10 protein-coding genes are annotated in these 13,934 nt (G+C 62.6%); 7 read left to right on the top strand and 3 right to left on the bottom strand.

From position 1 onward, the window contains the following. Nucleotides 1–52: 52 nt before the first annotated feature. The 7 genes from ACVW0Y_RS01390 (at nt 53) to ACVW0Y_RS01360 (ending at nt 10,954) form a co-directional block, all read left to right on the top strand. Nucleotides 53–2,764 carry a LuxR C-terminal-related transcriptional regulator gene (locus tag ACVW0Y_RS01390; protein ID WP_457435557.1) on the top strand — a complete coding sequence of 904 codons (2,712 nt, stop codon included), beginning with the start codon at nt 53–55 and terminating at the stop codon, nt 2,762–2,764. Next, the gene (locus ACVW0Y_RS01385) at nt 2,761–5,493 is read left to right on the top strand and encodes a LuxR C-terminal-related transcriptional regulator (RefSeq protein WP_457435555.1); all 2,733 of its coding nucleotides are present in this window, start codon (nt 2,761–2,763) and stop codon (nt 5,491–5,493) included. Before ACVW0Y_RS01390 ends, ACVW0Y_RS01385 begins: the two co-directional genes overlap by 4 nt. 259 nt (nt 5,494–5,752) lie before the next feature. Beyond that, on the top strand, nt 5,753–6,217 hold the full coding sequence (locus ACVW0Y_RS01380) for a DUF6160 family protein (RefSeq protein WP_457435554.1): 465 nt from the start codon (nt 5,753–5,755) through the stop codon (nt 6,215–6,217). A gap of 113 nt (nt 6,218–6,330) precedes the next feature. After that, nucleotides 6,331–7,092 carry a C39 family peptidase gene (locus ACVW0Y_RS01375; RefSeq protein ID WP_457435553.1) on the top strand — a complete coding sequence of 254 codons (762 nt, stop codon included), beginning with the start codon at nt 6,331–6,333 and terminating at the stop codon, nt 7,090–7,092. A 66-nt stretch (nt 7,093–7,158) separates the two neighbouring features. Then, nucleotides 7,159–8,160 carry a transporter gene (locus ACVW0Y_RS01370; RefSeq protein ID WP_457435551.1) on the top strand — a complete coding sequence of 334 codons (1,002 nt, stop codon included), beginning with the start codon at nt 7,159–7,161 and terminating at the stop codon, nt 8,158–8,160. 19 nt (nt 8,161–8,179) lie between these two features. Further along, a complete protein-coding gene (locus ACVW0Y_RS01365; protein WP_457435549.1) occupies nt 8,180–9,790 on the top strand; it encodes an outer membrane protein transport protein in 1,611 nt (536 codons plus the stop codon). Nucleotides 9,791–9,799: 9 nt separating this feature from the next. Further along, nucleotides 9,800–10,954: a MalM family protein gene (locus tag ACVW0Y_RS01360; protein ID WP_457435547.1), complete on the top strand. Its 1,155-nt coding sequence runs from the start codon at nt 9,800–9,802 to the stop codon at nt 10,952–10,954. 39 nt (nt 10,955–10,993) lie between these two features. Here ACVW0Y_RS01360 and ACVW0Y_RS01355 read toward each other — a convergent pair whose 3' ends face one another. The 3 genes from ACVW0Y_RS01355 to ACVW0Y_RS01345 are packed head-to-tail and all read right to left on the bottom strand — an operon-like array spanning nt 10,994 to nt 13,846. Further along, nucleotides 10,994–11,767, bottom strand: a complete 774-nt coding sequence (locus tag ACVW0Y_RS01355) for an enoyl-CoA hydratase (protein ID WP_457435546.1) — start codon at nt 11,765–11,767, stop codon at nt 10,994–10,996. A gap of 20 nt (nt 11,768–11,787) precedes the next feature. Continuing rightward, the gene (locus ACVW0Y_RS01350) at nt 11,788–12,726 is read right to left on the bottom strand and encodes an iron-sulfur-binding ferredoxin reductase (protein WP_457435544.1); all 939 of its coding nucleotides are present in this window, start codon (nt 12,724–12,726) and stop codon (nt 11,788–11,790) included. Continuing rightward, a complete protein-coding gene (locus ACVW0Y_RS01345) occupies nt 12,719–13,846 on the bottom strand; it encodes a diguanylate cyclase domain-containing protein (protein ID WP_457435542.1) in 1,128 nt (375 codons plus the stop codon). The genes ACVW0Y_RS01350 and ACVW0Y_RS01345 overlap by 8 nt, the downstream gene beginning before the upstream one ends. Between the last annotated feature and the right edge of the window lie 88 nt (nt 13,847–13,934).

The following is a 13,934-nucleotide window of genomic DNA, read 5'->3' as shown; positions in this document are numbered from 1 at the left end:
CCAAGGGTACGAAATTTCTTATCAGAATAATAATTTTCAAGGGATCCAGGTCATGGATGAAGTGCGAGATCCAGCCGCTGGTAGCCTTCTTCGCTCGAAGCTGCGGCCACCGCAAGTACCTGCCGACTATCTGCCGCGGCCCCAGGTGCAAAACGCACTGGCGGCCAATCCCCATGCGCGACTGATATTGCTGTCAGCCCCCGCCGGCTTTGGCAAGACCACCGCCCTGGCGGCCATGGCTCAGGCCTATGCCGAGGCCGCTAACGCCGTCGCGTGGTTTTCCCTGAGCCCCGAAGACGACGACCCCTCGCGGTTTTTCCAACAACTGATCGAAGCCCTCGATACCGCCATTCCCGGCCTTGGCCAGGACGCCCTGGGTTACCTGCAGAACACCATGCGGGTACCGGCGGCCGCGCTGATGGAAAGCCTGCTGGCCGACCTCACGCAGCGTGAACAGCCCCTGCTGCTGGTGCTCGATGACCTGCATCTGGTGCAGGACAGCGAGCTGCTGGCGAGCCTCAACCGCTTGATCAAACTGGCCCCCAGCGGCTTTGTCCTGGCCGTCGGCAGCCGTTCCACCCCGGCGCTGAACCTGGCCACCTGGCGCGCCAAGGAGCTGCTGCTGGAAATCGGCGCGCCGGAATTGCGCATGAGCAAAGCCGAAACCCGCGAGTACCTCGACCGTGGCGGCCTGCACCTGGACGAAGTGGCGCTGAATGCCCTGCACAGCCACACCGAAGGCTGGGTGGTTGGCGTGCACCTCGCCAGCCTGTGGCTGCGCCATCAGCCGCAAGCCTCGGAGCAGATGGCCGAGATGGGCGGCGACCAGGTGGCCGTCGGCGACTACCTGCTGCGCAGCGTGTTCGAACAACTGTCGGTGGATATGCAGGACGCCCTGCTCGCCCTCGGCGTGGCCACCCAACTCAGCGGCGACCTGGCCAATGCCCTTACCGGGCGCCAGGACGGCCAGCAGTTGCTGGAAAAACTCGAAGCCATGCAGCTGTTTCTGCTGCCCCTGGACCGCGAACGGCAGTGGTACCGCTTCCATAACCTGTTTGCCGACTTCCTCCGCTCGCGCCTGAAAGAGCGCGATCCGGAACGTCTCAGCCAGCTGCACTTCAATGCCAGCCTGTGGTTCACCAACCACCATATGCAGAACCTGGCAATCGAACACGCCTGCCTGGCCGACGACCCGCAAATGCTCGCCGCGCTGGTCGATGGCTGCGGCCTGGAGCTGATCAACCGCGGCCAACTGAACCTGATCTACCGCTGGCGCCAGCGCGTGCCCAACGATATCGCCGAGCGCTTTCCGGTGCTGGTGCTGGCCGATGTCTGGAGCCGCGCCGCCGAGCTGTCGCTGCCCGAAGCCAATGGCATGCTCGATGAGCTGCTGGCGCGCTGGGGCAAAAACAAAAGTGAAGGGCCGCTGAGCGACAAGGTGCTGGCCACTCTGGCGATCAAAGCCGTGCTGGCCTTGCAAAAAGATGACCTGGATACCTGCGTGGCCCTGGCGCGCAAGGTGGAAGCGCAGCTCGGCCAGCACACCGCGTTTCTTGAAGTGGCCATGCTGATCATCGGGGCCCTGGCCCTGGTGATGCTCGCCCAACCGGACCAGGCTCGTCGCCTGCTGGCGCTGGCGCAGCAGCGCAAACATTTCCTCGAAGGCCGCTACCTGGATATGCAGCTGGCCAACGTCGAGATTTTGCTGTGCCTGGAGCAAGGCCAGGTGAAGCAGGCGCAGTTGCTGTTCGATCAGCTGCGCGCACGGCTGATTCCCTGGTTCGGCGAGAAGTCCCGGGCCCTGGCCCTGCCGACCATTACCGAATCGCTGATCGCCTACCAGCAGGGACGTTTTGCAGCCCTGGAAGAAAACCTCGGCTGGGCCATGGCCACAGTGGATGTGATCAACCCCATCGACCTGTATGCCCAGGGCATGCTCAGCCTGGCGCGCACTCAGCGGATCCAGGAAAAGCCCAAGGATGCGCTGGCCAGCCTGGTGCTGATGCAAAACCTGGCGGCGCGCAACCAGTCGTGGCGCTTCTATGCCCAGGCCGCTGGCGATGAAATTGCCTTGATTCTGCAAGAGCCGGCCACCGACCGGATCAAGCGTGCCGAGGCGCGGTTCCAGAGTGTCGATTGGCCCAAGCTGGCCAGCCACTACCAGGCCATGAATTTCAACCCGGTGCTCTGGGTTCAGGGCCTGACCCGCATCCGCCTGCAGCAGGCCCGCGCCCATTACAGCGAGGCGCTGCACGAAATCACCCAACTGCGTGGCCAACTGCAGACCGGCTGGCATGGCCTGCAGCGTCTGCGTCTGGACCTGCTTTCGGCCCTGAGTTACCAGCGCCTGGGCTACCAGGAGCGGGCGCAATCGATGCTGGTGCAGTGCCTGATCAGCGCCGAACGCGAAGGCGTGCGCAGCCTGTTTATCGAAGAAGGCGAAGGCATTCGCCTGCTGCTGCAGAACCTCGAAGCGGCTGAGCGCCAACCGGCGTTGCAGGGTTTTATCCGCGGTCTGCTGGCGGTATGGCCGGGCCAGGATGCACGCAAGTCCCTCGAAGTGCTGGAAGAAGGCCTGACCGAGCGCGAGCGCGACGTGGTGCTGTTGGCCGCCAAAGGCATGTCCAACGAAGAGATCGGCCAACAGTTGGTCCTGGCATTGGGCACGGTGAAATGGCACCTGCATAACATTTACGAGAAGCTCAAAGTGCGCAACCGGACCCAAGCCATCCGCCGCGCCCGCGAGCTGGGGCTGCTGCAATGACGACCCTGATCAGCAGTTCCCTGGCCCATCTGCCCACCCTGCCCTTGCTGCGCACCAAGTTGTTTCCCGCCGATGCCGGCAGCCGTCCGCAACTGCTGCGCCAGGCTCTGATCGAGCGGCTGTACGCCTCGCGCTCGCAGCGCCTGGTGATTCTCAGCGCCCCGGCCGGTTTCGGTAAAAGCACGGTACTGGCCCAGTACCGCCAGCGCCTGTTGGCCAGCGATGCGCGAGTGGCGTGGTTGTCCTGCGATGAAGCCGACAGCGAGCCGCAGCGCCTGCTGCAATACCTGGTGGCGGCCATCAATGCCGTGGCACCGGGTTTTGGCAGCAACACCGCCGGCCTGCTGCAAGGCGATGTGAGCTGGCCGCAGGAAGCCCTGATCGACGCCTTTCTCGCTGACCTCAAGCGCCTGGATGGCGAGGTCTACATCATGCTCGATGACTTCCATCGCATCCGCCACGCAGCCATGGGCCCGGCGGTGCGCTACCTGATCGAGCATCTGCCGACCACCGTGCACCTGCTGGCCAGCACCCGCTACCAGGCGCAATTGCTGGTGGAAGAGCCGTCGCTGAAACCCTGGACGCTGTGGCTGAAAGCCGAAGACCTGCGGCTGAGTTTCGAGGAAACCGCCGCCTATTTCCGCGAGGTCAAACAGCTGGTGCTCAGCCGCGACGAACTGAGCCTGCTGCACAACCGCAGCGAAGGCTGGATCACCGCCCTGCACCTGGCGGCCCTGGCCCTGGCCCGGCATCCGGACCGCGCGGCGTTTCTCGCCGGGCTGTCGGGCACCGAGCGCAATATCGCCGATTACCTGGCCGAAGACGTGGTCGCCAGCCTGGCGGATAGCCTGCAACTGTTCCTCGACCAGACCTCGGTGCTCGATGAGTTCAATGCCGAGCTGTGCAACGCCCTGACCGGACGCCGCGATGGCCTGGAAATGCTGGCGCGGCTGCAGACCGAGCAATTGTTCATCATTCCCCTGGACGAACAGGGCGAGTGGTTCCGCTACCACCATCTGTTTGCCGAATTCCTCCAGGGCCGGCTGGCCAAACATGGCGACCCCACCACCCTGTTGCACTCCGCGGCGCGCTGGTGCGAAAGCCACGATTTGCCGGATCGCTCGATCAAGTACGCACTGCGTGCCCGCGACTACAGCTTTGCCGCCGAGCTGCTGGAGCGCCAAGGTGCCAAGCTGATCGCCAGCAACCGCGTGTACGGCATTCTGGCGATTCTGAAAAGCGTGCCCACCGAGGTGATTCGCGAGCATCCGGTATTCCAGATCTTCTATGCCTGGCAGTTGGCCTTCGAACAGAAATTTGCCGATGCCGAGGCGCTGATCGAAGAAGTCAGCAATCGCCTGCTGCAAGGTCGCGGGCAAACCCTGCACTTCGCCCTGGTCGAACTGCTCGCCGCTGCCCAGGTGCTCAAGGCCCTGGTGCTGCTGTACCAAGACAAACTCGAAGCCTGCCTGAAAGTGGCGCGCCAGTGGCTGGGCATGGCCCCGGGCAACCAACCGGTGTTTCGCGTCAGCCTGTCCTGCGTGCAGGCCGCGGCCTACGCCTTGCTCGGTGAGTTTGGCGAGGCAGCGAAATCCATCGCCCTGGCGCGGGACAACCTGCGCCAGACCGAAAGCGAATACCTGCATGCGATGACCAGCCTGATCGAGTCGCTGATCTGCAAGGAAAGTGGCGAGCTGGAACGCGGCCGTGCCCTGGCCGAGGCCGCGCGCACCCGGGTCGAACGGGTATTCGGGCGGCGCAGTCGAGTCGGTGGCCCCTTGGCGCTGGCCTATGCCGACCTGCTCTATGAGCAGGACCGGCATGCGGCGATTCTCGCCGAGCTGCCGCTGGCCACCACCTGGCGCGACGTCGCCACCCCCACCGAACTGATCAGCCGCGGCAAATTGGTTATGGCCCGCGCACGCTTCTTTGCCGGCGAACCGGAACAAGGCCTGGCCCAGTTGGATGAATGGCTGGGTGAGTTGCACGGCGCCGGTTACGAACGGGTGTTTGCCCTGGGCATGAGCTGCAAGGTGCAGTTTCTGCTGTGGCTGCAGCGGCCCAATGAAGCCGAACGCATCTGCCTGCAGATGCAGCAGCACTTGGCGGTGTTGCCGGCCGGGCGTTATCTGGATGCGGAAACCGCCCTGGCCCTGTCCGAAGGCCGGCTGGCCCTGTGCGAGCGACGTGCCGACAAAGCCCAGGCCAGCCTGGAAGCCTGCCTGGCGAAACAGACCGCTGAGCACCAGCGCGACCGCCGTCTACGTCTGTCGCTGTTACTTTCTGTGGCGTACTGGCGCAAAGGTAACAGCGAAAAAGCCTTCGCCCTGCTTGAGCCCACCCTTGAAGACGCCTGGAACAGCGGCTACCGGCGCCTGTTTCAGGACGACGCCTTGTGGCTGCTGCCGCTCTGGGACGCCTGGCGCGTGGCCGAACCGAAACGCGCCGCACCCTGGCAGGGCCTGGCGGAAATGCTCCGTGAGCAGTGCCGACGCCTGGCTGTGGACCCGGAAAGTTTCAATGAGAATCAGGATGTTAGCCACCGCGAGCGGGAGATTCTGCGCTTCGTGGCGGCGGGTCTCTCCAACCGCGATATCGCCCAGGCCGTGCATTTGTCCGAGGCCACCATCAAGTGGCACCTGCATAACCTGTTCAACAAGTTGGGCGTGCGCAGCCGCACTCAGGCGGTACTCAAGGGCAAGGCCATGGGGCTACTGAGCGAAGCTTGAGGCAGAGCGTGGGCGGCAATGTGCTACCGCTGTTTGGCGCATGGCCATCCTCCATCCCTTGGATGGGCTGGCAGCCGCTTCGTTGCTCAGTAGCTTTATCACAGGGCGGGAAGCACTCAACGCTTCACGAATCCAGGTCTGTCGTCACCAGGATGGGCGCGACAGGCATGGGGATCGGCGCAAGTCGATCCAGTTGCCAGTAACAGGAGTGGCTGGCAACACCCGGGGATACCCACCTGTGATCTTGGAGATAAAAACAATGAAAAGTTTCAAACAACTCGCTCTTGCTGCAGCTGTACTGGCTGCCCCGTTCATGGCTCAAGCCGACCTGCGCGCAATGGACGATTCCGCGCTGTCGAGCGTCACCGGCCAGGACGGGATCAGCATCTCCGGCAACTTCGGCGGCAGCGTCGGTAACGTCAAGTACACCGACAACGACACTGGCGGCGGTAGCTTGAACATCAGCAACGTAGGCTTCACCGGCTTCACCATTTCCGATGCCAACCCGCTGAAAATCGACGTGGTCACCACCTCCATCGGTGGTACCGATACTCAGCAACTGGCCATCAGCCTGCCCAACATGACCGGTACCGTGTCGGTTGGCGGCATCTACGTCGGCGGCACCTATGCCAACGGCGCAACCACCGGCGCAGCCAGCATCGGCTCCCTGGCGATCTCCGATATCAATATGGCGGGCACCACCGTCAAGGTATGGGGACACTGAGTTAGCAACATCCCTTGCTAACCCGAAGCCTTATCGGTTCCTGCCGGTAAGGCTTTTCTCAGCCACACAGCCGCGTCAAACAGCTAAAAAGAGTCGCTGCATCAGGACCAAAAATGATCGAAATTCTTCTCGGCAGTCTATTGGGCGTGTTCGGTTTTACCGAAGCGCTGGACACCAAACCGCCGCCCCAGGGCACGGTCAATCTGACCCAACAGCTGACGCCCGGCATGCCCATGCGTGAGTCGGTGACGTTGGAGCCGATGAGCCAATTGCAGTTTCGCAATGTGATCCGCCAGGCCTATGACTACAGCTGTGGTTCGGCGGCGCTGACCTCCATGCTCGACTACTTCCTGGGTCGCAACCTGCAGGAACGTCAGGTGATGGAGGGGCTGTTGCGCTATGGCGAGGCCGACAAAATTGTCGAGCGGCGGGGCTTTTCCCTGCTGGACATGAAACGTTTCGTCGCCGCCCTGGGCTACAAAAGTGGCGGTTTTCGTGCGGCGTTTGCCGATCTCGATGAATTGGAGCACCCGGCATTGGTGCCCATCGAGTACGCCGGTTTCAAACACTTTGTGGTGGTGCGCGATGTGTACAACGAGCACGTATTCGTCGCCGACCCGGCACTGGGCAATATCAGTTTCACCCGCGCACGCTTCGAAGAAATCTGGGATCAGAACGTGCTGTTCGTGATTTACCCCAGCGGCCAGGAACCGCATAACGCCATGGCCCTGACCGAGCAAGACCTGCGCCTGGTGGACGACCGCACCGTCAGTCTGCTGGCGTTTCGCGAGTTCCCACAGATCACCAAGTTCACCACGAACCAGGCCGACGAGCTGGGTTCGGGCGGCGATATCCGCTACATCCGCCGCAAGTAGCACTCACACCAACACGTACGGCAACACCTGCCCGGCATAACAAGAAAATAACTGGGGATTGGCGTCATGGGGATTAAGGGATTGGCCTGCGTGGCCATGCTGACGCTCGCGGTGAGCGCGCCTGCCTGGAGCGACGAGCCTTCGGTAGACGACGCCCGCGAAGCCTTGAGCAAAAAAGACGACGATGCCGACAGCTCCAAGGCCCTGGCCGAAGTGTTTCAGGCTGCCGAAAAGAGCTACACCCTGCTCAAGCAAGGTGAACGCACGCTGACCTATGGCTTCGACTATTCGCTGCTGCGCGACACCCAGATCACCACCTACCGCACCGGCAACAACGTTTACAGCGTGATCGGCGAGAGTGAAGCCCAACACACCTTCACCAACTCCTTCACCTTCGACTACGGCGTGTGGGACAACCTGACCTTCAGCATGCGCGTGCCGCTGGTGGCCAAGTACGACACCGAGCGCGATATCAATGTGTATAGCCTCGGCGATCTGTCCGCCAGCCTGCGCTGGCAGCCGTGGAGTTCCCACCGTGGCAAGCCGGTGACCACCCTCTACGGCACCCTCAGCCTGCCTACCGGGACCAGCCCCTACGAGATCAACCCGCAAAACGACCTGTCCACCGGCAACGGTTTCTACAGCATCGGCGGCGGTGCCAACGTCTCTTACGTGATCGACCCGGTGGTGCTGTTCGGCTCGGTTGGATACACCTACAACGTGCCGGTGAATGTCGATCAGGAACGTGGCGGCCGGCACCTGGAAAAAGTCGACCCCGGTTCGAGCCTGTCGATGAGCATGGGCTTTGCCTACGCGCTGTCCTATGACGTGTCGCTGAGCACTTCGTACCAGATGTCGCAAACCTTCAAACCGACCTACACCTTCTCCGACACCACCCTGGAGGGTAACGAGCAAACCAGTGCGCTGATGAACTTCTCCCTGGGGCTGCGCACCTCGCCCAATTACATCGTCAACATCAATGCCGGGTTCGGCATGACGGAAGACTCCCCCGACGTTTTGTTAGGGGTGTCGATGCCATTGGATATTCAAGGCCTGAAGGCCCAATAACCTAAGAGCGAATGCCGTCATGACGACACGACTATCGCCACAGGTGTGGGCGATTTCCGGGATCTGCTGGCTTGCTGCCTGGCTTCTGGCCATGCCGGCCGAGGCGCAACTGGCCAACGACCTGACCATTGGCAACCCCAAAGCCATGGCCATGGGCAACGCGGTGACCGCCGATTCCACCGGCATCGATGCCGTGCATTACAACCCGGCGGCGCTGACCAAACTCAAGGGCCGGCAGAGCACCATCAAGCTGATCAGCGGCGTGATGGATATCCGCGCCAAGTTCAAGGCACCGCCCAACTACGGCGACAGCACCCTGGGTTTTACCGATGACCCGGTGAAGAACTCCAGCAGCCGCACCCTGACCCCGGTGATGTACCTGCCAGGCATGGGCGGCATGACCGAACTGCCGGTGCTGATGGCACCGCTGGCCGGGGTGTCGGTGAACCCGCCAGGTTCCAAGTTCACCTTCGCCACCAACATCTACGCACCGATGGCCCTGGGCTATTCGCGCGATTCCGATGACGACCCGGGCCGCTACCAGGGCCGCAAGATCGCCCTGCAACGCATCACCTATTTCTCGCCATCGGTGGGATACCAGGCCAACGACACCTTGGCCCTGGGGCTGTCCATCGGCTTCTCGCACCAGGCCATGGCGCTGAACCAGGACTTCCGTAACCCCGGCATGCTCACCGGCGTAGTGCGCCTGCTCAACGAGGCGATCTGCCAACCGGGGCTTGGCGACATGATCGGGCCGCTGATCAACGTCTGCGGCGGCAAGATCGGCCCCTACGATTCGCTGGCCAATATGGACCTGGACCTGCAACAGAGTCTGTCGCCCACCTACAACCTCGGCGTGCTGTGGGAGCCCACCGACTGGTTCGCCTGGGGTGCCACCTACCAGAGCGAGGCGCGAATGCACCTGCAGGGCAAATACCGCATCGACTATTCCCAGCAATGGCAGGGTTTCTGGTCGGGCCTGCAGGGTTCGGTGTTCGGTCAGGTGCTGAGCCCGTTGTTCCCCTATGGCAACGTCGATGAAGAACGCGGCAACGCCTCGCTGAACATGGTGTTCCCGGACAACTTCAACACCGGCATCAAGCTGCACCCATTCGATAAATGGACGTTCAACTTCGACGCCAAGTGGAGCGATTACAGCGACTGGAACAAATTCGAAATCGAGTTCGACCGCGAGCTGGACCTGCTGCGCATCGCCAAGATCTTCGGTGCCGGCAATGCCACCGACCACTCGATCATTCTCGACCGCGGCTACCAGGACACCTGGAGTTTCGCCGTCGGCACCCAGTACGACGTCACCGACCGCCTGGCCCTGCGCGCCGGCTACGAATACCGCCCCTCGGCCATCCCCAAGGACAAGGCCGACGTACTCGCGCCGATTGGCGACGCCAACCTCTATGGCCTGGGTTTCGGCTACCGCTGGGACAAAGACACCACCATCGATTTCGGCTTCAACTACTTCGTGTCCAAGCAGAGCATCCCGGCCGGCACCAGTTGCAACGTCAACTGCACCGGCATCGACAACCTGGTGTACAACCCGTACGCCGACCTCGACATCAAAACCACGGTGAAGGCCTACATCATGGCCCTCACCTACACCTCGACCTTCTGAGGCCCGGTTATGCAGCGCTTACTGCTCCTATCCTTACTGCTCAGCGCCACCAGTGCCCAGGCCGCACCAGGCCGCTACCTGACCTGGGTCGATGACCAGGGCCGGGTGCACAACACCTTCGTCGACAACCACTACAGCGAACAACAACGCCAGGCGGCCAAACGCATCACCCAGAGCGATCAGGAGCGCATGAACCAGAGCGCCAATCCGACCTGGCCAAGCGAGAAGAACAACGGCGAAAGCAAACGCCGTTACTTCACCTGGGTGGACGCCAGCGGCAACCTGCAGAACAGTTTTTATGCCGGTGCCCAGGTGGCCGGCAGCAAGGCCGACAATCTGCTGGCCAACGGCGAACATTCCAGCGACTACATCGATGCCGATGTACTGGAAGGCCGCAACTTCGCCCGCCCGGAAAACGGCACGCCGTATTACACCTGGGTCGACGAACAGGGCCGGATGCACAACTCCACGCTGCCGGGTCAGGGTCGCAGCGCCGCGCCGACAGCACCCTCGACTGTGCGCTACAGCGAAGGCCGGCAAATCGAGTTCGGCAACAAGGGCACCGTGCTGCCCGCCCTCGACGGCCAGCCCACCGCCGCCATGCAGGCACTGCTGGCCGGCAGCAGGGGCAACGACAGTGAAGGCCTGTACCAGAATCTGGTGCAGCAATGCTGCGGGCAACTGGCCGACAGCGACTTCACCGAGCTATCCGGCGAAGAGCCGCGCTATGAAGAACTCAACCGCTATTCGCCGAGCTTCAATTTCCCCATGGGGCGCAGCTACTACGTGGCGATGAAATTGCCGGCGGCGGGACGTACCTATGGCTTGCGGGTGCGCAGTTTTGCCAACAAGAAAGTGGTCTACCCGTCACTGCTGTTTCTTGACGAGGCCAAGCGCCCTACCCGCCTGGTCAGCGATGCGGTGTACCAGTTGCACGGCGAAACCTGGTACCGCTATGCCTTTATCGAAGGCACCGTGCCGGTGAAAGCGGCCGAGGGTGAACGTTACGTGCTGCTGCTGACCACCGACGAAGACAAACACCTGCAGACCCTGGACAACAAACCGTTCAAACGCCCCCTGCAAGACCTCAGCCTGGACGAGGCCGGTATGCAGGCCCACGCCCATAGCGATGAAGGTGGTTTTGAACTGGCGATTGTCAGGTAGGCGCAAGCGCTGCGCCCACCTGCTGTGACGCGACGCGGCTCAGGCGAACTTGCTGAAGTCCGGTTTGCGTCGTTGCATAAAGGCCGACAAGGCTTCGATGGCTTCCGGTGAACGCAGGCGCTGATTGAACAACGCGCCTTCGTCGGCAATCACCTGGCGCAGCTGTTCGCGCCCCGGCCCCTGCATCAGCCCCTTGCTGACTTCCACCGCTTTGGGTGGCAGGTGCAGAAAGCGTTTGGCCATTTCCTTGGCTTTGGCCAGGGTGGCCGCACCATCTTCCAGAGCCTGGTTGGCAATGCCCCAGGCGGCGGCCTGCGCGCCAGTGAACGACTCACCCAGCAGCAACAGTTCGGCAGCTTTGGCGTGGCCGAGCATCTGCGGCAGGATCAGGCTGGAGCCATATTCCGGACACAGGCCCAAGGCCACGAAGGGCATTTTCAGGGTGGCGTCCTGGCTGACGTAAACCAGATCGCAGTGCAGCAGCAGGGTGGTGCCGATGCCCACTGCCGGGCCGGCAACTGCCGCCACCACTGGTTTCTTCAATTCGAACAGCGCCTGCATGAATAAGAACACCGGGCTGTCCATGCCAGTCGGGGGTTCCTGGAGAAAGTCGGCAATATCGTTGCCGCTGGTGAAGCAGCTGTCGCCACCGCAAATCAGCACCGCACGCACGCTCGGGTCGGCGTCGGCTTGTAACAGAACCTCGGCCATGCGGCTGTACATGGCGCGGGTGAGCGCATTCTTTTTATCCAGACGGTTCAGGCGCAGGGTCAGCAGACCCTCCTCGCGCTCGACCACTACGTGTTCGCTCATAACATCCTCGACCAGGCTTTTCAGGCGTGCGGCAGAAACAGGTCGGCGAACAGCTGATTACGCGGCAGACCTGCCAGATAGAGCCGGCGCGAGAAGGTTTCGAGACTGGCCGGCTGGCCGCAGAGTAAGGCGAGGGTTTGTCGTGAAACAAGGCGTAGTTCGGCCAAAGCGGCAGGCAACTCGGCCGCTTGCACCAGCTCGATGTGCAGCTGTGGATGGCTGGCCGCCAGGGCCCGCAGTTCCGCCGCGAGATAGTGCTCGCTGCTGTGGGCAGCCACATGCAGTAGGCGGATATTGCCCTGGTGGTCCTGACGCAAGGCCTCGCGCAGCAAGCCATAGAGCGGCGCCAGACCGGTGCCGGCAGCCATCAGCAGCAGCGGCCGGTGCTGCCAGTCGGGATCGTAGTGCAACGCGCCGCCGCGCAGTTCGCCCAGGCGCAGGCTGTCGCCAGTTTTGAACTGGCGGGCAGCGGTACTGAAGGCACCGTTTTGGCGGCAATCGATATGAAACTCCAGCCAGGGGTCTTCGCCCGCCAGGCTGGCCAACGAATAGGGCCTGGCGATGCCGTCGGCGGTCCAAAGCAACAGATGCTGGCCGGCGCGATAGCGCAGCGGACGCTCGGCCTGCAGGCGCAAACGCAAGACGTTGGGGCTCGGCCAATCGACGCTGGCAACCGTGGCCGGCAAGCCATCACGCAGCGGATCGAACACTGCCACCGCCAGGTCGTCCACCACCCGACACTGGCAAGCCAGACGCCAACCTTGCTCACGCTGCGTGGCAGCCAGCGCCTCGGGTTTATCGTCCAGCACCTCGCCTTGCAGGCAATGCACCATGCAGGCGTGGCAACTGCCGGCGCGACAGCTATAGGGTACGGCGATACCGGCGGCGAGCAGGCTATCCAACAGATTGCTGCCAGGGTTTACCGCCAGCACCTGGCCGGCGACGCGCAACTCAGGCACCACTGCCCTCCCAGGCCGCGTGGCAACAGTTGCGCCCGCTGTGCTTGGCGCGGTACAGCGCCTGGTCGGCACGGTGCAGGGCCTCGTCGAGGTCGTCGCCCATGGTCAGCAGGGTCATACCGGCAGACAGGCTGATGCTGTGCACCGTCACGCCCACCGGCTCGGCACCGGCAAAGGCCTCGCGCAGGCGTTCGCAGCAGGCGGTGAGCTGATCGGCGTCGGTATTGGGCAGCAACAGCACGAATTCTTCGCCGCCGTAACGGGCCAGAACATCGCCGTCGCGCAGACAGGCCTGCGCCACAGTGGCAAAGGTTTGCAGCACGCGGTCGCCACTGGCGTGGCCATGCTGGTCGTTGATGCGTTTGAAATGATCAAGATCGATCAGCGCCAGGCCGTGCTGCATATCCGCACGCAGGTTGCCCAGCTCACGGGCGGCCAGGCGCAGAAAATGCCGGCGATTGAACAAGCCGGTGAGTTCGTCGGTGGCCACCAGGTCTTCGAGCTGGCGCATCATGCCGCGCAGGGTGTCCTGGTGGGCCTGCAAGGCAAAGCGGCGCTGGCGCATACGTTGGCGCAGGGCCTGAACATAACCGGCAAACAGGCTGAGCCAGACCAGCATCCCCGCCAGCACGCCTACTTGCAGGGCCGCCAGTTTCGGATCGGGCAGGCGCATCTGGAAGGCATCCCAGAGATTGACGCAGGCAAACCCGAAGAACGCCAGGGCCGCGCAACGGGCGAACACGCGGGGGGCCAGCTGGAATACGCCGAACAGCAGGATCAATAGATAGAACACCAGCATGGTGCCGCGGGCGGTGTTCAGGTCGTACATCAGGTAGGTGAGCAGGCCCAGGGCGACTATCACCTGAGGCTCGGTAAGGCTGGGGTCGCCAAAGCGCAGGTTGATGCCGCTGATGAATATGCCGAAGAACGCCAGTTGGCTGATGATCACCAGGCCACCGACCAATGCCGCGGTGGCCGGCTCGGCCTGATACAGACCGCTGAGCACCAGCACCATGAAGATCAGCAACGTCAGGCCGTAAGTGGCCGCGGCCATGCCGAATCGCTTCAGCAGCAGGCTTTGTAGGGCTTTCTGTGTCCCTTTCTTTTTTGCGCTGCTCATGGGCTCCGTCCCGTGCTGGCATCGTGCCCTCACTGTACCTAGGTGAAGGCAAAAAACCTAGCACGCCCGTTCGTGCGTTAATCGACCA

Source organism: Pseudomonas sp. TE3786, from assembly GCF_054057335.1.
This window is presented reverse-complemented; position numbering and strand designations above follow the sequence as displayed.